We start from the raw sequence: 19,945 nt of genomic DNA, 5'->3' as shown, positions 1-19,945 counted from the left end.
CGGACCCGGAAACTTTTAAAGTTTCCGGGCCGATTTCTTCAAAAGAAATCGGGCACCGTTACGACCGGGCGCACGCCCCAAGGAGAGCCCCTGACACGCATCGCGGGCCAGACAAAGCAAAACCGCCCGTAGAGGGCATCACGATTGGAGTAAGACAATGCGTCACGCACGTGGATACCGCCGCCTGAACCGTACACATGAACACCGCAAGGCGCTGTTCTCGAACATGGCAGGCTCGCTCATCGAGCATGAGCAAATCAAAACAACCTTGCCGAAAGCCAAGGAACTGAAGCCGATCATCGAAAAGATGATCACGCTGGCCAAACGTGGCGATCTGCACGCCCGCCGTCAGGCCGCCGCCAAGCTGAAAGAAGACCAGTATGTCGCGAAACTTTTCGACATCCTCGGCCCGCGCTACAAAGACCGCCAAGGTGGTTACGTCCGCGTTCTGAAAGCTGGCTTCCGCTATGGTGACATGGCGCCGATGGCGATCATCGAATTCGTCGACCGCGACCGCGACGCCAAAGGCGCCGCAGACAAAGCGCGTGTGGCCGAAGAAGACGCCGCAGAATAAGATTTCGCAGATTGCGGAATGGAAAGCCCTGCCATTTGGCGGGGCTTTTTCGTTGTCGCGGCAGAGATTTCAAGATCATTCCGAAATGGGAGTTGCGCCAGCCGGGGCGGCTGCGCATATCTGACGGCATGAAATATTTGCTGATGATCCTAACGCTGCTTGCCGCCCCCCTAGCGGCGCAGCAGGTGCCCAGTTCCGCCGCGCAGATGCAGTTGAGTTTCGTGCCACTGGTCAAACAGGCCACCCCCGCGGTGGTCAACATCTACGCCCGCATCCTGACCAAGCCACAGCGCACGCCGCTTCAGGCCGATCCATTTTTCGAACGGTTCTTTCGGGATCCCTTCTCAGAGCGGCCCCGCGTGCAGAATTCGCTCGGCTCCGGGGTGATTCTGTCGGCGGATGGCATCGTGGTGTCGAACTATCATGTGGTGGGCACGGCGACTGATATCCGTGTGGTCCTGAATGACCGGCGCGAGTTCAGTGCCCATGTGCTTTTGGGGGATGCGGAGAGCGATCTGGCGATTCTCAAGCTGGAAGGCGCGGCGGACCTGCCGTTTCTTGAGTTGCGTGACAGCGATGCAGTCGAGGTGGGTGAGCTTGCCTTGGCCATCGGCAATCCCTTCGGCGTGGGGCAGACGGTGTCGAGCGGGATCGTCTCGGGCCTTGCGCGGTCGGGGGCGGCGGATAATGGCGGGCAGGGCTATTTCATTCAAACCGATGCGCCGATCAACCCCGGCAACTCGGGCGGGGCGCTGATTGACATGGCGGGGCGGCTTATCGGGGTGAACACCTCGATCTTGACGCGCTCGGGCGGCAGCAACGGCATCGGTTTTGCGATCCCCGCTGATCTGGTCGCGGCCTTTGTCGCGCAGGCCCGCGCAGGGGAGGTGGCGTTCAGCCGCCCTTGGGCGGGTTTGGCCGGGCAACCGGTGGATGCAGATATGGCCGGGCCGCTGGGGCTGGATCGACCGGGCGGGATCATCGTCTCGGGGCTGCATCGCGCCAGTCCCTTCAACGCGGCGGGGCTGCAGGTGGGGGATGTCATCGTCAGCGTCGATGACCAGCCGGTCAACACGCCGTTAGAGATGGTCTACCGCATGTCGGTTGCCGGTCTTGGGCATTCCGCGCGTGTGGGCGTCAGGCGCGATGGCGTTCTGCAAGAGATGACCGTGGCGTTGATCGCCGCCCCAGATGAACCGGACCGGGCCGAGGTCACGTTGGGCACCCGAAGCCTTTTGCCCGGATTGCGTGCTGCGCGTATCAATCCGGCGGTGATTTCAGAACTGAACCTGCCGCTGGAAAGCAGTGGCGTCGTGGTCATGGATGCGGGCCGCTATGGCCCACGTGTGGGGCTGCGGGATGGTGATGTGATCCTTTCGGTGAATGGGGTAGAGGTGGCAGAGACGCACAGTTTGGCCGCCCTGCTGTCGGGCGAGGTGCGGCGCATTCAGATGGTTATTCAGCGCGGCGACCGGCGTGTCGCTCTGCGGTTCAGGGGGTAGCGTGGCGGATCTATTTGGTGACGGCGACCCAGCGGCAGAGGCCGGGCACCGCCCCTTGGCGGATCGGTTGCGGCCGCGCGCGCTGTCCGAGGTGATTGGGCAAGAAAAAGTGCTTGGCCCCGATGCGCCGCTGTCGGCGATGTTGGCCGCGGGCGCGCTGTCTTCGCTGATCTTCTGGGGGCCGCCCGGCGTGGGCAAGACCACCATCGCGCGGCTTCTGGCGGATGAGACCGATCTGCATTTCGTGCAGATCAGCGCGATTTTCTCGGGCGTGCCGGAACTGCGCAAGGTTTTCGACGCGGCCAAAATGCGGCGGCGGCAGGGGCAGGGGACGCTTTTGTTCGTCGACGAAATCCACCGTTTCAACAAGGCGCAGCAGGATGGGTTCTTGCCGCATATGGAGGATGGCACGATCCTTCTGGTCGGTGCCACCACCGAGAACCCGAGTTTCGAATTGAACGCCGCTGTGCTGTCCCGCGCGCAGGTGCTGGTGCTGGAACGCCTGCCGCTCACCGATCTGGAGCGATTGGCGCAGCGGGCGGAGCGCGAGTTGGGCAAGCCCCTGCCGTTGCAGCCCGAGGCGCGCGAGGCGCTTTTAGAGATGGCCGATGGCGACGGGCGGGCGCTGCTCAACCTGATCGAGCAGGTCACGGCGTGGAAAGGCGATGCGCCGCTCGACCAGGCGGGGCTGTCGAAACGCCTCATGCGGCGGGCCGCGCAATACGACAAATCGGGGGATTCGCATTACAACCTGATTTCATATTTAACTCTATAGACCAAAGCAAAAAAATACCCAAACCAGCGTTTTGAGGGTCGTTTCGACGACGGGGTATATTTTTACGGCAAAATGTAATATTGAATGGTGAATTAACTACCTGCCCACAGCCTGCAGATCATCATCAGGAGCAGTATGAGCGGATTTGAGGTTGTCACTTGCGAAGTCGAACACCAAGGCATGGTGAGAACCGTCAAGATGATCCGAGACGGTGATACGCTCGCACCCTACTTCCCTGCGTCTATCTGGCTCATGAATGAATACTACCGGAAGCCGAGAGGCTATGATCAACTGGCTCACCAAGTCGCAAATTTCCTGAACTTTGCCAAAAGCAAAGGGATAGAGCCTCTCCAAGTCGATGCGTTCTTTCTCGAAGCATACTTAGACAAACATCTCTTTCAAGAGAAGCGATTAGAAGCGACTACCGTTGAACACTATCACGGGTTCATCGCAAAGTTCTATAGGGCGATGGAGCATCTGGGGTTCATTGAGAAGGCTATAGAGGTATCGGAATACATAAATCATAGTCTGCAAGAGGAAGTGAATCTGGCGGCCGGAACAAAGAATTCACTCGATCCGTTTGGCCTTTACGCGAAATACCTTTCCTATAAAGACTTCGAAACCCTCTCTGGTTACGTTGTTAAAAAGAACGCGAGGCTAAGAAGGCGAGATGAACTCATACTTCGTGTAGCCTACGAGACCGGTTGCCGCGGCGCTGAAATTGTTGATCCCGACAACTTCAGTATTCCAAGAATTAGGAGTGAGCTGAAGAAAGCTGAAAGCAGCCAGAGAAACGAATTTTTGTACGCAATCATTGGTAAGGGGCGGGGTTCCGGAAAGGTACGGAAGATTGCTTTCCCAACTGCCTTGGCGAAGGATATCCTCCGCTATGTTAATACCTTTCATGTGTCGGGCGATATTGCGTTTGGGTCGGCGCGCGACAGAAGATTAAGCACGTCATATCCGTCAAAAATTTATAAGTCTTGCAAGGACGCCATACTATTGAATGGGAATGCGAACACTCCCAATCTCGATATGTGGATACGGCATAGCCGGACACGGACATTCCACGGATTGAGACATACCTACGCGACTAACCTTGCAAATAGGCTTCGCGCTTTGAACGAAAACTATGAGCAGCTTAGAGAGAGGTTAGGGCATGAAAGTCTCGACACCACGAATATATACATCAACTTCGAAATCCTTCTCCATGGCAACGCCGAAGAACAGAATGCCAAAATGGTCGATCAAACATCTGATGCCAGCCAAGTCCGCTACTTGACGGAGGAGTTTGAATGACTAATCGATCTTCATTTGCGGAAGCGCGTTTAATTCGTGGAGGCCTTACTGAAGAAGAGAGCGACTATGCTGCAGAATACCGTAGCAACGTCCAGAATGTACCAGGCACATTGAAGGGGGTGGCACGGATTGGTGTAGATAGCCTCGGCGTGGTTCAAGAGGTTGGCGTCCCTGCCCAACTACGATGCCACCGATATATCGGGCCGATGATTGCAGTCATAAATTCCCCAGAATCGGGCATCACAGCTTCCCGTGTGCCAAGTTATAAAAGAGCATTTGAATATATAGTGAAGGTAGCGGTCAGCGGTGAAGAATCAGACAGGCGTTATTTTGGAAGAGCGCTACTCAAGCGTTTAAAGTCTGAGTTGACATCAGAATACAGCATTAAGGCAAGCATGGACGACGCCAAGAGGCTGTTCAATAAAGCCGCCGATAAGAGCGATGATCTAAAAGTGAAGCGCGAGATCAGAACCCTTATCGGGGGGAAGGGGGCAAAAGCCCTCGATAGCGGCTATTGGCCAAACCTAAGAGCGGTAGAAAGATACCCGACCAGGTCTCTCGAAGATGTATTCGGCGATAGTCTTAACTATACGAATGAGCAGTACATCGATGCTGTTACTGATTATGCATCTGCGTTTATCCGAAAATGGTCAGATGTTCGAAAGCGACTTCGGAACGAACATCCAGAGCTATATGCTAAGATCTGTGATGCGGTGACGCGGATCGGCGTGGAACGGCTCAAGAAGATTGAAAGAACACAAGCGTACTCACCCAGAGTTCTGAAATGGGAGAATGAGTGGTTCGAAATCTTGGGTATTAACATCGAGATTCTGGTGGCTATGGATGATGCGTTTCTCAATGCAATCGCAATGTCCCAATGGCGGAAGTCAATACATTTCGAACGTTTTTCATCCGCAGTGAATTTGGCCAAAAATGGAGCGAAGGGTTTCGCAGACCAGCTTTTAAAAGTCACTGCGTCATGTTCATACCCGAAATCTCAATGGTCTATTTGGGAAAATGGAGGGAAGAATTTCTCCATTATGTCCAGATTAATGCTTTCACTTCTCGACTTCTTAGGCCCCAGTTTGGAAGAAGAGACGTGCCTTGTCTGGCTGTTGGCATCACGAAGAATTCAGTTGTCTAACACGGTTCGCCTCAAACGGGCGCAAATTGATGAAGATGCGACAGGAATTTGGATTAGAAGCTTCAAGGGGCGGAGTGGTAAGGCCGAGAACGTTTGTATTAAGAAGAATACTAGGATGGGTCGAGCGCTTAAAGCATATCTGTGGGACTATGATCAGCGCCCATTGGGGAATGTCGTTTCTGAAGCGATGATATCACCCTATAAACCGCAGACTGCCCGTTTTAGCTCCACCTGGAATTTCTATCATTTGGCTTTCTCCGATCACTCGGAAGGGCTGATCGAGTACGGTTTGTCAGACGCAAACTTAATTGTAGTTAAACAGATATACTTAAGCGTCGTTCAAGTCAAACGTCAGAATGGCAGAGCGTTTAATTTTGGTGACGTCGAAAGGCGTACGGCTAAAGCGCTGCTTCCTTCGGCAATTGCTCAGTCGCATGTATATGCGGAAGAAGCAAAACGAGGAGGATTCATTAAATCCACTACGCTGCTGAAGTCCTATTACAGTGAAGATCCAGATGAACTCTCACGACAAGCGCAGAATGAATTTCATACATTGAAGACCCGTGAGGAAATCTATCGGGCGCGGTCGAGAGATAAAGTGAAGCTGAGGAAGGGCAGGGCGTTTGCCGCCGCCGTGTCAGAGGAAATGGCCAGTATTTCACATGATATTATTGGTGAATGGGAGGAGAGAACAAGCCCGTTTTCAGTTTCTGCTTTAGTGGATTTTATAGGCTTGCGGGGAAGTAGTCTCGAAGCTCCTCCCGAAACAATCCTAGCGGCCGCCAAGGCAGAGAAATTTATTGTCGAAAAAAGCGGTTTGATTAAAAAGGATGGAATGATTTATCTCTTCGATTCCGGTCTCACGGCTCGCATGATGATGGAAGAGGTGCGCCATATCGAGGGAGAGTTAGAGGGTCTTTTTGCCACCCAAGACCTCGACAAGGCTATCAATGCGTGGGCAAAGCTTAACTTTCTTGAGTTGCTCCTGAAGCGCTTCAGTGCTGTCAGTCTGAAAGATGCATCTGAAAAATATGGGCATTTGGAACGCAGGATACCACATGCACCGATATCGGAAGGGGGGAACTCATGGATCGTGGAATGATAGATGCTGCTAGTTCGTCTGACGGTGCTCCTCTCATTGACTCTTCTTGTTACGCCAAGAACCCAGGTAAGTATTTCGACGATATTTGGTTTATTCATCACGTCGATTCAGGCGAGGTAGTGAAAATTGACTTTAGGAGTCGTTTCGGGGAGCTTCGAAGCTGGCAGCAGCTGGTCGCAAAGAATATTGTGTTCTTGCGTTGTGAAGGGGTGGATAATGGCTTTGCGACTGTGCAGAGTCCCAGAAGCATGAGTTCTACCTATGGTAACATTGCCTCAGTATTTCATTTCATGAACAGTAAGTTTCAGGGGCGACTGCTAGCTGATCTCAGTGAGAGTGAACTTATAGAGCTCGTGATACACAATATCGATGGTTCGATTGCTCGGGGGCCCACGGTGTTCAGTAGAATTCGTCTACTTGCGTGGATGTATGATCTGCGGTACGCGGAGCACCGTTTGGTGCCTGAGCAGTACTTACCGGCGTCTAATCTAAGTGGGCGTTGGGAAGACCTTTGCTCAGTATGGGTGAGAGATGCCGGCGAAAGCTACGCAGATTGGCGGGCTGGCGGAAGTTTTTCGATCGTTCCTTTCGAAATTGCTTTGGCTGTCCTAGGTTATTGTTTCCAGCTGATAAAATCGGATGAGACCAAATACGTCCTCGCGTGGTTTCAAACGGAACGAAGGCTTCGCGAAGAGGGAAGGCTTCCTAGTTGGAAGACCGCTGGCCAATTTTTCTCAAATTTTGGTGAACGGAGCACATGCTATGGCAGCCGATTAAAGGCTTGGTCTGTAGATCAAGTGTTCTTCGAGGAGCTTTGCAAGTGTTACCCGAACGTGAAGTCGAGAGATCAGCTTCCCCTTCCATCAATCCCATTCGCGATTGGCACACATTCAATTAAGAGTTCAATTACCCGAAAGGGGGACCATCTTCTTACAGCATGTTATTTGGCGATTCTTATTTTGACTGGTATCCGACATAGTGAAGCGAGCGGAATGGCACGCGACGCGTTCGAGAAAAAGGGGGCGGACTATATCTTCGCGTCGAACATCGAAAAAACCAACCATGGGGTCGTTACGGATCGGCATGTTTCGGCTGCTGTCGCCGATTTTATCGATGTCCTGGATGGTCTAGGTGGCGTCGGCTTGACCTGCGAGAGGAGGAAAGAGCTTTTCTCCTACTTTAGGTATAGTTTCAACTCGCAGAACCAGCCGGTATACTCTCTGAATAAAAACGCTATTAACGTTACGATGCAGGTTAATTCCTTCTACGAGATTTTTCTTGAGGGACAGGGTGATGATGTCCGTAACTATTGCCCGCACGTAACAGCTCATGGATTCCGCCATGCTTGGGCCGAGTTTGCCATGCGCCGTTTCGATGGAAATATTATGCCACTTATCCGCGATCATTACCGGCACCATTTCGGGTCGAAAATGACTGGAGTCTACACGCATAATAAGGTCGAGCTGTCGGAGTATCAGCACCTTGGTAGGCGCCAGATTTTTGAACTCGTCAGTCGATACGTAGATGGTGCTGCCACCCTCCATGGGCAGCTGGGTGAATTCCTCACGAGGCAAGCGGACAATATTGGTTTAGTCGAGATGCACGATAAGAGTGCGCGTGATGCAACCATTAGGCAGATTATAGAAGAGCATGTTGGCGAGCCGATTGTCACCCCTCATGAATATGGTTTATGTGTTTTGACTGAGAACACAAAACAACTCGCGAATTGCCGTGACGAAGCGGGTATTCCAAGAACCCAAACGGCTGATGTAGATAGCTGCGTAGGGTGTGTAAATAGTTGCATAATAAAACAAACTGACAACAAGGATGATCCTCACTTCCTGACATTAAAACGACGTCTTGCGACCTACCGAGCGGAGGCTCAGGAATGGCAAGGCAATGATCTGATCGGCCCACTGTTCGTTGATGGCGCTCAAAAGACTCTTAGGGCTCTGGAGGCTCTGGTGAGAAAAATGGAGAAGGTGGATGTCTGACCTTGAAATGGAAGATTTTGATCTCGATTTCTCTCCTCAGCTGCCTGACAAAGCTCGCCCGCCTCTCTGGTATTATGATGCTGATGTTGCGCAAAGCTACAAAAGCATTGTGGATGTCGCACTCGTAGCGTTCGAGAAGAAGCTGGCATTCACCCGGGGATTGAAGCCCGGACGCACAGTCAAAATCAAGGAGTGGAAATTGGTCGCCGCAACTCTCAACAAAGCAGCGGGGCTCAACGAGGGACACCTCAGAAATAAGGATCGGCGAGATGTTCTGCGCACTGTAGAGTTCATAGGGTCGCTGAACACGCGCTTGGAGGCCGCGATCAAGGCCCGGAGTTTGAGCAACGCTAGGCCCTCAGCAACTGAGAGAAAGGCCGCCTACTCCGCCCTGCTTGAAAAGTATCGTAAGCTCGAGCAGATAAAGCTTTCGGAGTATGCCAAAGCGGCGTTCGAGCAAAACATGGCCGATCGCCTAGCGTCCCAGAACCATTCCTATGTTTCGCTATTCCAACAGAACAATCGTCTTCTCGAAAATAACGCCAAGTTGGATGAGGATGTAGAGCGACTACAAGGGAAGCTTGTTGAAGCATACGAAGAGATCAGCAGGCTTAAAGATCAGTTGAGGACCAAGTTCCAGATGAAGGTGGCGGAATAATGTCCAGCGGTCGGCAATTAGGGAGCGAGAACTTTGCTCGCTTCGTTGCATGGGTCTCTGAGCGGGAAGCGCGGGGTGATCATGCGGACTATATTCGTCGGGGTAAGCTAAACCGCAAGGAGGTTGCCACTGAGCTTGGCTTCAACAGACGTTCATTTGGACAGAACCCCGCCATCAAACAACTCGTCGAAGAACTCGACGTTCGATGGGGTTCGCAACATCCAGCCCTATCCAAATCCATCGCTGAGGAAAGCGCCGCGAGGGAAAGAGCCAATGATCGAATGAAGCGCACAGCGACGTCGAATTCGAAGCTGTTGCAGCGGATCGCAAGCTTGCAAGAGGAGAACCGACAATTGCGCCGTGAACTCGAAGAGGTGAAGCATTTCAAGTCGGCGAGAGATGCCTTCTTGGAGACGACGAAAGACTTCCGCTGACCCATGCTCATCCAGGTATCGAAGAGGCGTCGAAATGGCTCTGTCAGCGCCATGCGCATCGCAGCTGATGGCAGCGTCATACACGTGGCGAATAGCCTCTCTGTTTCGCTGCCAGAAGCCTGCAAGGATGCTGCCAAGGTTGGTTCCTTGTGGGAAGTCGACGGGCCGACGGCACAGACAACGTTCACGGCCGGCGGATACACAATCATCGAGGATCATCTCGAAGCCCATACAGCTCGGTTCGTAAAGCCAAACACTCGCTTGCTGGAAACGTGGCTCCAGAGAAACGTGAAGGGCATTGGGGAGGTCAAGGCTGGTCGCCTGGCCCGCAATCCTCGCTTGATCGAGATCATCGAGGAACGGGACATTAGCTCGCTTTTGGAGGCTGGGGTTCCGAGTCGGTCCATCGGCCCACTGCTACTGGAATTCCCAAGCGATGCCTACATGGCAGCTATCAACTGGCTTGCTGATCACCATCTGCCGGTAAAGCTGGCTGAAACGCTTTCGGCGGTTTGGCGTGAGAAAACCATCGCGATGTTGAAGGAGAACCCGTTTCGGCTGCTGAACTTCGACGTCCCATTCGAGCTGTGCTGCAAGATTGCAAAGGGGTTGGGCTTTGCCTCGGATCACCCGAAATACCAAGCTGCGTTGGCAGCTGATCTCATTTCGCAATATTGTCGCGCTACGTCATCGACTTTGATGCTACGGCCTGCGTTCGAGAAGAAATGCAGAGAGATGGGTGTCGACTTCAATGTCGTCCTGCGGCACGCGATGGAACAGGAACTCATCGGCTATATCCGTGGCGAGGACGGCTTTCAACTTGAAGGGGAATTTCTGCTTGAGGCCCTTACGGGGCAGAGGCTGCGTGATGCAATCCTTCGACCGCCGGGCGCGGGCAGCAGCGCGGCGGATTGGGAGTGCAATCTAACCGTTGAGGCGGTTAAGGAGCGATTGCGCGAATTTGAGCAGACCATTCAATTCAGGCTCACGGATGAGCAAAGGCGTGCGGTGTTGCTTGCGTCAAGTATGAACGTGTTCGCGCTATCGGGCGGAGCAGGGACGGGCAAGACGACAATCCTTCAGGCTATCGTGACGGTGTTGGAGAGGGTCTCCTTTGGTGTTGATATCTTCCAGGTCGCGTTGTCAGGGCGGGCTGCACAAAGGATGGTTGAAGCCACTGGTAGACCTGCTTCGACAATTGCTAAGTTCTGTGCGGACATGGCAAGGAAGAAGCAGGACCAGCGTCCCGACCATTGCATCGTTGTGATCGATGAAGCCAGTATGGTCGATCTATATTCCATGCACGCCCTTCTGCTACACCTACCTGCTGCCACGCGTTTTATCTTCGTAGGTGACGTGGACCAATTGCCGCCCGTCGGGGGCGGCCTGTTGTTTCATAACATTATGAAATCGACCTTCCCGGCCGTCGAACTAACTGAGGTGAAACGCCAAGGAGCCGAGAGCGGAATTCATCGGTTTGCAACGGCGGTGAGGCATCAACACGGGTGCATAGCTTTGCCTGACTATCAGGAGGGAGTGGAAATTGATTGCGCTGTCCTACGACGCGTCGACCCAGATGAAATTGGTCAGTTGTTCCAGGTTCACGGGGGGGCTGAACGGTGCGCAATTCTAACCTCGATGCAAGCTGGCGAAGCTGGTGTCGGAAACCTGAACATGGGCATGCAACGCCGGCTGGGCTTCAACCGTCCTGTAGTTCGTCTAGTCCATGAGGACGGCGTCTATGACTACGTAAATTTCACAGGCAGCAAGTTCTACCTGAACGATCCAATCCTCATAACAAAGAACGACTACGACATTGGCGTTAGAAATGGCGATCTCGGCACCATCGTGGAGATCTTCGATGAACAAACCGAGGACGGGCACCTTGGCTGCGTTAAGATCGGCGGCCGGATGTTCGATCTAAATGCAGACCTGTTGGACAAGATGAGCCTCGGTTACGCTATGACCATCCATAAGGCGCAGGGGTCGCAGTGGGAGAACGTAATCCTCGTCTTGAACAGAAGGGCAACGCACATGCTGGATAAGACGCTGCTCTACACGGGCGCGACACGCGCACAGAAGAAACTAATTGTTTGCAGTGAGGATATGGGCCTGGTCCAGCAAGCGGTGGATCGAGGCTCAATCGCCCTCCAGCGAAAGACTAACCTTTTACAGCACCTGGACGCGGACTTCTAAGGTGGCCCGAATTCGATGCACGTTTGTCGCGAACCTCGAACGAAGACCTGATGTGCCTTTGATTGGGGAAATGAATGGAGCGACGAATGAACCTGTTTGAGCAACAAGACGATGCGACTGAGCCTGAAACAGGAAAGGCTAAGACCCGCCCCTTGGCTGACCTACTGAGGCCTCAAGCCATCGAGGAAGTTATCGGTCAAGACAAGCTACTGGCCGGCGATGGTCCGCTGGGCTCCATGTTGGCAGCAGGGAAAATCTCGTCTCTAATCCTGTGGGGGCCGACCGGCGTCGGGAAGACCACTATTGGCAGGCTGCTGGCTATGAAAACGGATTTTCATTTCGAGCAGATCAGTGCAATATTCAGTGGCGTCGCGGACCTTAAGAGGGCTTTCCAGGCGGCGCGCGGCCGCCACCGCAGGGGGCAGGGAACACTCCTTTTCATTGACGAGATCCACCGTTTCAACAAGACCCAGCTTGACGCCTTGCTGCCAGTGATGGAAGACGGGACGGTTACCGTATGCGGAGCAACGACAGAGAACCCATCATTCTCTGTGAACAGGGCTGTGCTTAGCCGGTGTCAGGTGATGGTCTTGGAGCGCCTTGACGAACGAGCGCTATCCGCCATAATTGCACGCACTGAGAGGGTTCTTGATAGCCCCCTGCCTTTGGACGACGAAGCGAAGGAGCTCCTTTGTGCCATGGCGGATGGTGATGGGCGAGCTCTTCTGAATTTGGTCGAGAGCACGCTCACTTGGCCCCGGGACCATATCTATTCTGCAAAGGAAGTGGCCAATCGCTTGACACAGCGCGCGGCGCAGTATGATCGCGCGTCAGATGGTCACTACTCGATCGCAAGTGCCATCCAGAAATCGATAAGGGGTTCTGACCCCGAGGCCGCAATTTACTGGGTCCATAGAGCGCTTGAGGGCGGCGAAGATCCTCGTTTTATCCTGCGGCGGCTGACAATGATCGCATGGGAGGACGTAGGGTTGGCAGATCCGGAGGCATCCCGTATCTGTCTGAGCGCGTGGGACACTTTCGAAAAGCTTGGCAGTCCCGAAGGCGATCTGGCTGTATCTCAGGCCGCAATTTACTTGGCCTTGGCCCCGAAATCGAATGCCGGCTATTTGGCACACAAAGCCGCGCGCGCTGATGCGAAAATATCCGGTTCCGCACCTCCCCCCATGCACATCGTGAATGCGCCCACAGCAATGATGAAGAATCTTGGATACGGCGAAGGGTATCAATATGATCACGATGCTCCCGACGGTTTCTCTGGTCAGGTTTTCTTTCCTGATGGGATGGCAAGGCCCCAGCATTATCTGCCTGTTGAACGCGGGTTCGAGCGAGAACTATCAAAAAGGGTTCGCTACTTCGAAAAGCTTCGGAAAGTCCGCAACTCCGAAGGCGGGTAAGAACTAGTAGGTGCGCCCCGCCGATCATTTCGCAGCAATGAGGGCCGACCGCTCTCATCATTAAGGGCCGTAGGTTGGCCCTCATTGTTTGTTGCGACCGGGCTATCGCCTGATAGACTTTTTACCTTCCGCGGTAGAAAAGGCGCTGGTACCAAATACTCGCACAGGAGGCTGTATATCTGCATGAATTGCAGGACGGGTTTCAAGCCAAGCGCTTAATCAAAGACTGGGTCGGGTTTTACAACTCCGAGGTGTCACACACGGCTCTCGACAAACAATCCTCTGACGACGCATTCGTTGAAGCAGAGCGGACCCAGAGGGCGGCATGAAACCAACCAAATTACATCTTAGCTGAGCCACAAAGCTGTCCTAAAAAACAGGACCATTTCAGGGGCACGAGAGAGGGGCGATATCGAGGTGAGCTTCACCGATACCTCGGGCTGATGTTCGCAGAAGCGCATCGGTGAAACACATGACGGAGCGAAACTCATCACTGGCAGGGGCGGCGCAGGTGAAAGCGATGCCCGCAGCTTACCCGACGGCCACTTCGGACGTAGGGTCGATTTTCTGACGGGGTGGCGTTCGGTCTTTTAACGCTGTCTGAAAGCAGTTTGTGGGGCCTTATCGTGGAGGCATTTCACTCGCCCCACCGACTTGGCCGGATGGTCCGCCACTCTTCATTCTTGTGCGCATGAGTGCGCTCCATACCGTTTGCTCTGGCAAACGATGCCGGTGACATTGTCACTGTCTTTCAGTATCTTTGTTGTCTTCGTGGTCGGGTTTCTTCTCTACGTCGCCGTGGCCGAAGAGTTGGACGTTCTGGTGCGCGTGGTGGATGTTCTCGAACTCAAAGCTGGAATGCATTATGCTGAACTCCGCACTCAGCCGTTCTTTGATTTCCGCCTTGACCGGTTCGATGCGGCTCCAGCCCGCCTCTGTCAGCACCACGTGACAGTCGAGCGCTGCTTCGTGTTCCTGCATTTGCCAGAGATGAACGTGATGCACGTCCTCGACACCATCCACCTCGGTCATCGCCCGGACCACTGCACGGCTATCCATGTCGGGGGGGCTGCCGAGCATCAACGTACGGATCGGCTTTCCGATTTCGGTCAGGGCGAGGTAGAGAATGTAGAGGGCAATGGCAATCGTGATCGCCGGATCGACCCAAGTCACGTCGTAGAGAATGATCAGCGTCCCCCCGATGATCACCGCTACTGAGGCCAGTGCGTCGGATAGATTGTGTAGGAAGAGCGCGCGGATGTTCACGCTGCCTTTCTGCATCGACCAGGTGAGCCATGCGGTCAAGCTGTCTACCGCGAGCGCCACGCAACCGAGGATAACGACGGTCCAGCCAGCGACCTCCGTTGGCTCGATAAAGCGCATCGCGCCCTCGTAAATCAGATAGACGCCGACAAGGATTAGGGTGGTGTAGTTGATCAGCGCCGCTACGATCTCGATCCGGCCATAGCCGAAGGTCATGCGTTCATCTGCCGGTCGCCGGGCAATCTTGCGCGCGACGAAGGCGATGACTAGCGATGCCATATCAGAGAAATTGTGCAGTGCGTCTGCAATGAGGGCAAGACTGCCAGAAAAGATGCCGCCGACGACCTGCGCAACAGTCAGAAGAGCATTGGCCCAAATGGCGACCGATACCCTCCGGTCCCCGGAAGTCGGGTCCATGTGGGCATTACCGTGATCATGCGGCATAATGCGGCTCCTCTTGATTGTGGGCCGTAATCTCTGGCGAGGGGACCAAGCGGCCCGACCGGAGCGCGGCGACACGTGCGTTCATCCAATGGCGAATTCCGTGTCGGTAGAGCCATCCACGAAGGCGTCCGAATTCCTGCCGATGTTGCCGATAGAATTCATCCGGGGCATCAAATGTTCCGAGGTCGCGCGTGATGCCAGTGCGTTGGATGTAGGTGTCACCACCGCGCCAGTCGACCGGTGGTGCGCCGAGACAATCTGTCCCGATGCCGTAACCGCAGAACTCTTTGCGTCCGGGGAAGTGCGCTTGGAGCCGGGTTAGGTAGTCAGTATCCAGAATAAAGCCTTCGAGGTTCACCCAGGTGCCAATAACGCGAACCTCGACCCATGAATGCAGGATCTCTACCGGCGCAATCGGGTAGACTGCTTCGGGCACGACGCCACGCTGAAGAGCCTTGTGAATGGTGAAGCCATGCAGCCGGCAAGGGAAACCGAGCGCGCGCAGAAGCGCCATCAGCAGCGTGGCCTTAGTATTGCACTGGCCATAGCCGTCCATCAGCACGACTGAGGCCGGAATGTTGTCCGCGCGGTTATAGCCGAAGTGGATCTCATTACGGACGAAATCATATGCTGCGCCGATCCGACCATGTTCGGAAAGCGCCAGCCAGCCACGCTTTTCGATGAGACTACTGATCGGGCCTCGGCAAAAGTCGAGTAATTCTGTCGGCTGAAGCAAAGTTGTGTCGGCATTCATTCCCGTCTCCATCGAATCGTGATGAGACAAGTGTAATTGCTACAGTAGATGTAGCTTCAAGTCGAAAGTTATCCCGTGCGCTGCGCTACTAGGATGATGTTCGCTCCCGCGAGGCACCATCACCAAAAAAGTCGAAATCCATTTTGAACATCCTGGAGGTTGATCCCTAGGTTAATGCGCTACACGAAGCCAACTACAAGTTCGGACCACCTAAGAACTCGAATTCCGTTCAGGGCGGTTAGCTCAGTTCATTTGTGTGGAAAAATCTGCTGCGATGGTGAGGTGCCCACATGCCAATGGATAGCGATGACCGTTTCCTTAACTACATCTTAGCTGGGGGCTGCGGCGTTAGCTGGGGTTTATGGGGCTACTTACATGCCTGTATGCCTGTGAAAACGGATCAGCGCCAATGGCCCGCGTCAGGAAGTGGCTGGCGTTATACATTCATAAAAGCCGGCCTTTGACCCTTGGCCGCAAACCGCCTGCTATTGTCCGTTGGCAGAGAATTGAAACGGTGAACTCGTATCATCAGTTGCTAGAAGTAGCTTTTTTCGTCACAGAAACCGCCCGAGTAGGGGTGTTAACACAAATAAGGGAACGGATTTAGGTTCCAAGAAGCCCGGTTCGATAGAAATATTTCTCTTGAACCTACAGCGGCTTTAGGAGTTAGGACCGCAGGCGAAGAACGGCATTCGAGTCAAACAGGCCATACTGCTTCAGGCTTTCCTTACTGAACGGCAGAGTGGTCTTGTTTAAGCTTAGTTTGCCTACCTAACGTTGAAGGAATAAGAATGATGCTGACAAGACGACATTTTCTCCAGACCAGCGGTGCGCTGTTTTCTACTCCAATCGCTGGCCCGCTACTGGCAGCCACCCGGCCCACCAAGGAGGAGAAGGCCGCCTGGGACGCGCAGGTCACACCTCCCGCTTTTGATCCAACTACGTCAAACCCGTGGGGCCTGCACCCGCGCTTTTTGCCCCAGCGGGTGGACGCTAAGGACGGGCTTGTTCCGGGAGACGTCCACGTCGATGCCGTAGCGCGCTACATCTATCACATCGAAGAAGGGGGAACTGCGATGCGTTACGGTGTGGCGATCGCCCGTGGTAACCTGTACGAGCCCGGCACGTATACGATCCAGCGAAAAGTGGAATGGCCAAACTGGACGCCGACCCAAAACATGATCGCACGCGATCCCGAGCTCTATGGCCCGGTTGCCGACGGTGTTGACCCTGGCCCAGAAAACCCTCTTGGCTCGCGGGCGCTTTACCTTTTTGAAGGCAACCGAGACACCTATCTACGCATTCACGGGACGCCCGAACCAAGAAGCATCGGCGGGCGCGCGAGTTCGGGGTGTGTCCGCATGGTCATGGCACATATCAACCATCTATACCCGAACGTCAAAACTGGTTCGACGGCGTTCCTGTATTCGGCAGAAGAAAGCGTGACCCCGCGAACGTGATCTACGCCCAACCAGTCTGCACTGGTCAATTAGTCACGCCGAGCGCGTGGTGCAGATCGGGTTGCCACCTATTGAGCGGAGCGGCACCAGTGTCGTTTCTACTGGACCGCTGTGCTCATACCAGTAGCATCCATCCTCGGAACGAAGCCGAGCTGTTGTGAGGTCCTGACCAGGTGCAGCTAGGTTAACGATTTGTTCGGGAAGGTTTCCAACCGCGTCTACCGGCGCGCGGGAGTTAGCCATTGGTGCGGCACATCCGCTTGCGAGCAGCAGGGCCGCTCCAATCATCATATGTCGTGTTTGCATTCAGTCCTCTGACCTGTCCTAATTTGGTTTTCACCAACAATCTTGCATACCGGGCACAGGTCCACAAGAACCACCCTGGGGCGGTCGGAGCGCGGCATCTTCAAAAGAGTTCATAAAAAGAAACGCAATTTTTCTATTGAACCTCTAGTAACTGTAGGGGCTATGTCAGAGTTGAATCAATCTAATCCTAGGGTCAATCTATGTCTATCCATGACCACCGCCGCGACCACAAACACAAATCTGACCGCGATCGCGAGCACAGTGATTATCAAGAGCATCCGAAAGGAGTTTCCCACTCTCATGGAGAAGGTGGTACGTGCTGCGGTGCTGGAGCCGACACGGAACCAGCACAACCCATCCCCGCGACCGGACGAAGTTTCCAGGTCTCTGGTCTGGATTGTGCCGAAGAGGTGGCGATCCTGAATAGGGCTGTCGGTCCAACAGTTGGCGGGACAGAGCATCTGGCGTTTGATGTCATTAATGGACGAATGACGATTCTGGATACTGCGGATAAGATTTCAGATGATGAGGTCGCTGAGTTGGTCGCGAGCACGGGCATGAGCGCGAAACCGTGGGATGCCGACAACGCGGCCGAAAATCAGGCAGCGCATTTGGCACGTCAAAAGCGTTTTACCACGCTGAGCGGCGGGTTTTGGGCGGCAGGATTTCTCTACCATATCGTCGAAACGGGCATGGGTGGTGCGCTTGGTCTGTTTGCAGGGCATGGCACGGCGCCGATGCCCATCGCGGAAGCCGGGCTGTTTGCCGTCGCAATCCTTTTTGGCGTCTGGCTCGTTGCACCAAAGGCCTGGTCTTCAGCACGCAGAATTAGCCCTGACATGAATCTATTGATGGTGGTGGCCGTGGCGGGTGCTATCGGGCTGGGCGAATTATTCGAGGCAGCGACAGTTGCGTTTTTCTTTTCACTGTCGCTCTACCTTGAGAGCTGGAGTGTGGGGCGGGCGCGCAATGCGGTGTCGGCCCTTCTGGATTTAGCACCACCGACAGCCAGGATTATCCGGCCGGATGGTAGCGAGGCGAATGTTCCAGCGGCAGAAGTTGCCGTGGATGATCGCTTCATCGTGCGCGGCGGCGACCGCATCCCACTTGATGGCGAGGTCTTAGAGGGGGCCGGGGCTGTCGATCAGGCCCCGATCACTGGCGAAAGCGCACTGGTTCCGAAGGAACTCGGCGACGAGGTTTATGCCGGCACAATCAATGGTGAGGGCACACTGACGGTGCGCGCGACGAAGGCCGCCTCGGACACGGTGCTCGCGAAAATCATTCGCATGGTCGGCGATGCCCATGCCCGTCGCGCCCCGGTCGAGCAATGGGTCGCGAAGTTTGCACGCATCTACACCCCCATAGTGATGGCGCTGGCGGTCGCCCTTGCGCTGGTGCCGCCGCTCCTCCTGGGCGGTGCCTGGGACTATTGGTTCTACAATGCGTTGGTGCTGCTGGTAATCGCCTGCCCCTGTGCCCTTGTCATCTCAACACCAGTTTCGATCGTGGCAGCGCTGACCGCGTCGGCGCGAGCAGGGGTGCTTATCAAGGGGGGCGCTTATGTTGAGGCGCCAGGTCGCACCACTGCGCTGGCGATGGATAAGACGGGAACGATCACTATGGGCGAACCCGAGGTTGCAGCAGTTCACGCATTGGGCGAAGCCTCCGCGCGCGATCTCATAACGCTGGCAGCGAGTTTGGAGGCACGGTCTTCGCACCCGCTGGCACGGGCCATTCTCGCGCGCGCGCAAACTGATGGTGTTTCCATAACTGCTGCAGAGGATACACGCACCGTGCCTGGACGCGGGCTGGAAGGGCGCGCCGACGGGCGTGTAATCTGGCTCGGCTCGGATCGGTTCGCTGAGGAGAAGGGGTTTGGCAATCACATTCCGACAGATTTGAGAGATCGAATAGAAGGAGCAGGGAGCACCTTAGTTGTAGTGGGTGACGAGACTGCCGTGGTCGGCATACTAGAGCTGCGCGACCGCATCCGCCCTGATGCTAAGGGGGTCGTTGAAAAGTTGCATGCGCAGGGTGTGGAGACGATCGTGATGTTGACGGGCGACAACGAACGCACCGCGCGTGCCGTCGCGGCCGAAGTTGGGATCGACGAAGTGCGCGCCGAACTTTTGCCAGAAGATAAGGTGACGGCCATCGAAGAACTGGTGGAAATCCACGACATGGTGGCGATGATTGGTGACGGCGTGAACGACGCACCGGCCATGGCGCGGGCGCATTATGCCATTGCCATGGGGGCTGTCGGATCTGATGCGGCCATCGAGACGGCCGACATTGCGCTGATGACTGACGATATCGGCAAGGTGCCCTGGCTTATTGGTCATTCACGCCGGACCATGTCGATCATCCACCAGAATATTGGTATATCGTTGGCGACCAAAGCGCTGTTCGTCGGGCTGACCGCGTTCGGCATGGCCTCTATGTGGGGCGCCATCGCTGCGGATGTGGGCGTATCCCTGTTGGTGGTCGCCAATGCACTGCGGCTTTTGAACGGCTATCAGGTCGAGGGCGGGCCTTCGGGCGGTGAACCGGTGGGCGAGAATATGGCAAAGGGAGCACTCGCGCACGGTCATTGATCCGGCATTTGCGGTTAAGTAACGCCTA

The 19,945-nt window shown here is 54.8% G+C and carries 13 protein-coding genes and 1 pseudogene; 12 read left to right on the top strand and 2 right to left on the bottom strand.

Features of this window, described 5'->3' with window-relative positions; genetic code table 11:
* The first annotated feature begins 157 nt into the window (after nt 1-157).
* The 10 genes and pseudogenes from rplQ (at nt 158) to K3762_RS15355 (ending at nt 13,093) form a co-directional block, all read left to right on the top strand.
* Nucleotides 158-574, top strand: coding sequence for a 50S ribosomal protein L17 (rplQ, locus tag K3762_RS15400; protein ID WP_132444198.1), 417 nt, complete (start codon nt 158-160; stop codon nt 572-574).
* Nucleotides 575-702: 128 nt separating this feature from the next.
* Nucleotides 703-2,076: a trypsin-like peptidase domain-containing protein gene (locus tag K3762_RS15395; RefSeq protein ID WP_260010412.1), complete on the top strand. Its 1,374-nt coding sequence runs from the start codon at nt 703-705 to the stop codon at nt 2,074-2,076.
* 1 nt (nt 2,077) lies between these two features.
* Nucleotides 2,078-2,842 (top strand): annotated as a pseudogene (locus tag K3762_RS15390) (AAA family ATPase); the annotation flags it as partial.
* Nucleotides 2,843-2,986: 144 nt separating this feature from the next.
* Nucleotides 2,987-4,150 (top strand): site-specific integrase, encoded by a 1,164-nt coding sequence (locus K3762_RS15385; protein WP_093737972.1) that lies wholly within the window; start codon nt 2,987-2,989, stop codon nt 4,148-4,150.
* Nucleotides 4,147-6,396, top strand: a complete 2,250-nt coding sequence (locus K3762_RS15380; protein ID WP_139186604.1) for a hypothetical protein — start codon at nt 4,147-4,149, stop codon at nt 6,394-6,396. The genes K3762_RS15385 and K3762_RS15380 overlap by 4 nt, the downstream gene beginning before the upstream one ends.
* Nucleotides 6,381-8,390: a hypothetical protein gene (locus tag K3762_RS15375; protein ID WP_093737968.1), complete on the top strand. Its 2,010-nt coding sequence runs from the start codon at nt 6,381-6,383 to the stop codon at nt 8,388-8,390. The genes K3762_RS15380 and K3762_RS15375 overlap by 16 nt, the downstream gene beginning before the upstream one ends.
* A complete protein-coding gene (locus tag K3762_RS15370; protein WP_093737966.1) occupies nt 8,383-9,048 on the top strand; it encodes a hypothetical protein in 666 nt (221 codons plus the stop codon). Before K3762_RS15375 ends, K3762_RS15370 begins: the two co-directional genes overlap by 8 nt.
* Nucleotides 9,048-9,482, top strand: coding sequence for a hypothetical protein (locus K3762_RS15365; RefSeq protein ID WP_093737964.1), 435 nt, complete (start codon nt 9,048-9,050; stop codon nt 9,480-9,482). Before K3762_RS15370 ends, K3762_RS15365 begins: the two co-directional genes overlap by 1 nt.
* Nucleotides 9,483-9,485: 3 nt before the next feature.
* The gene (locus K3762_RS15360; RefSeq protein ID WP_093737962.1) at nt 9,486-11,678 is read left to right on the top strand and encodes an AAA family ATPase; all 2,193 of its coding nucleotides are present in this window, start codon (nt 9,486-9,488) and stop codon (nt 11,676-11,678) included.
* An 86-nt stretch (nt 11,679-11,764) separates the two neighbouring features.
* Nucleotides 11,765-13,093 (top strand): replication-associated recombination protein A, encoded by a 1,329-nt coding sequence (locus K3762_RS15355; RefSeq protein WP_093737960.1) that lies wholly within the window; start codon nt 11,765-11,767, stop codon nt 13,091-13,093.
* Between the two features lie 741 nt (nt 13,094-13,834).
* Here K3762_RS15355 and K3762_RS15350 read toward each other — a convergent pair.
* On the bottom strand, nt 13,835-14,800 hold the full coding sequence (locus K3762_RS15350) for a cation diffusion facilitator family transporter (RefSeq protein ID WP_093737957.1): 966 nt from the start codon (nt 14,798-14,800) through the stop codon (nt 13,835-13,837).
* On the bottom strand, nt 14,790-15,554 hold the full coding sequence (locus K3762_RS15345; protein WP_244153561.1) for a transglutaminase family protein: 765 nt from the start codon (nt 15,552-15,554) through the stop codon (nt 14,790-14,792). Before K3762_RS15345 ends, K3762_RS15350 begins: the two co-directional genes overlap by 11 nt.
* Before the next feature lie 794 nt (nt 15,555-16,348).
* On the opposite strand from K3762_RS15345, the gene K3762_RS15340 reads away from it, so the two are divergent.
* Nucleotides 16,349-17,014: a L,D-transpeptidase gene (locus tag K3762_RS15340; RefSeq protein ID WP_067264455.1), complete on the top strand. Its 666-nt coding sequence runs from the start codon at nt 16,349-16,351 to the stop codon at nt 17,012-17,014.
* Between the two features lie 716 nt (nt 17,015-17,730).
* Nucleotides 17,731-19,917 (top strand): cation-translocating P-type ATPase, encoded by a 2,187-nt coding sequence (locus K3762_RS15330; RefSeq protein WP_260012835.1) that lies wholly within the window; start codon nt 17,731-17,733, stop codon nt 19,915-19,917.
* Nucleotides 19,918-19,945: the final 28 nt, after the last annotated feature.

This window comes from Sulfitobacter sp. W074 (genome assembly GCF_025142275.1).
Lineage (GTDB): Bacteria > Pseudomonadota > Alphaproteobacteria > Rhodobacterales > Rhodobacteraceae > Sulfitobacter > Sulfitobacter profundi.
The sequence above is the reverse complement of the archived record's forward strand: the minus strand, read 5'-3'. Positions and strand labels throughout refer to the sequence as shown.

What these genes read in the sequence shown, in the direction of transcription:
- K3762_RS15355 (WP_093737960.1), top strand. Translation starts at nt 11,765, where the DNA reads ATGAACCTGTTTGAGCAACAAGACGATGCGACTGAGCCTGAAACAGGA.
- K3762_RS15360 (WP_093737962.1), top strand. Translation starts at nt 9,486, where the DNA reads ATGCTCATCCAGGTATCGAAGAGGCGTCGAAATGGCTCTGTCAGCGCC.
- rplQ (WP_132444198.1), top strand. Translation starts at nt 158, where the DNA reads ATGCGTCACGCACGTGGATACCGCCGCCTGAACCGTACACATGAACAC.
- K3762_RS15385 (WP_093737972.1), top strand. Translation starts at nt 2,987, where the DNA reads ATGAGCGGATTTGAGGTTGTCACTTGCGAAGTCGAACACCAAGGCATG.
- K3762_RS15365 (WP_093737964.1), top strand. Translation starts at nt 9,048, where the DNA reads ATGTCCAGCGGTCGGCAATTAGGGAGCGAGAACTTTGCTCGCTTCGTT.
- K3762_RS15340 (WP_067264455.1), top strand. Translation starts at nt 16,349, where the DNA reads ATGCTGACAAGACGACATTTTCTCCAGACCAGCGGTGCGCTGTTTTCT.
- K3762_RS15350 (WP_093737957.1), bottom strand. Translation starts at nt 14,800, where the DNA reads ATGCCGCATGATCACGGTAATGCCCACATGGACCCGACTTCCGGGGAC.
- K3762_RS15375 (WP_093737968.1), top strand. Translation starts at nt 6,381, where the DNA reads ATGGATCGTGGAATGATAGATGCTGCTAGTTCGTCTGACGGTGCTCCT.
- K3762_RS15345 (WP_244153561.1), bottom strand. Translation starts at nt 15,554, where the DNA reads ATGAATGCCGACACAACTTTGCTTCAGCCGACAGAATTACTCGACTTT.
- K3762_RS15380 (WP_139186604.1), top strand. Translation starts at nt 4,147, where the DNA reads ATGACTAATCGATCTTCATTTGCGGAAGCGCGTTTAATTCGTGGAGGC.
- K3762_RS15370 (WP_093737966.1), top strand. Translation starts at nt 8,383, where the DNA reads ATGTCTGACCTTGAAATGGAAGATTTTGATCTCGATTTCTCTCCTCAG.
- K3762_RS15395 (WP_260010412.1), top strand. Translation starts at nt 703, where the DNA reads ATGAAATATTTGCTGATGATCCTAACGCTGCTTGCCGCCCCCCTAGCG.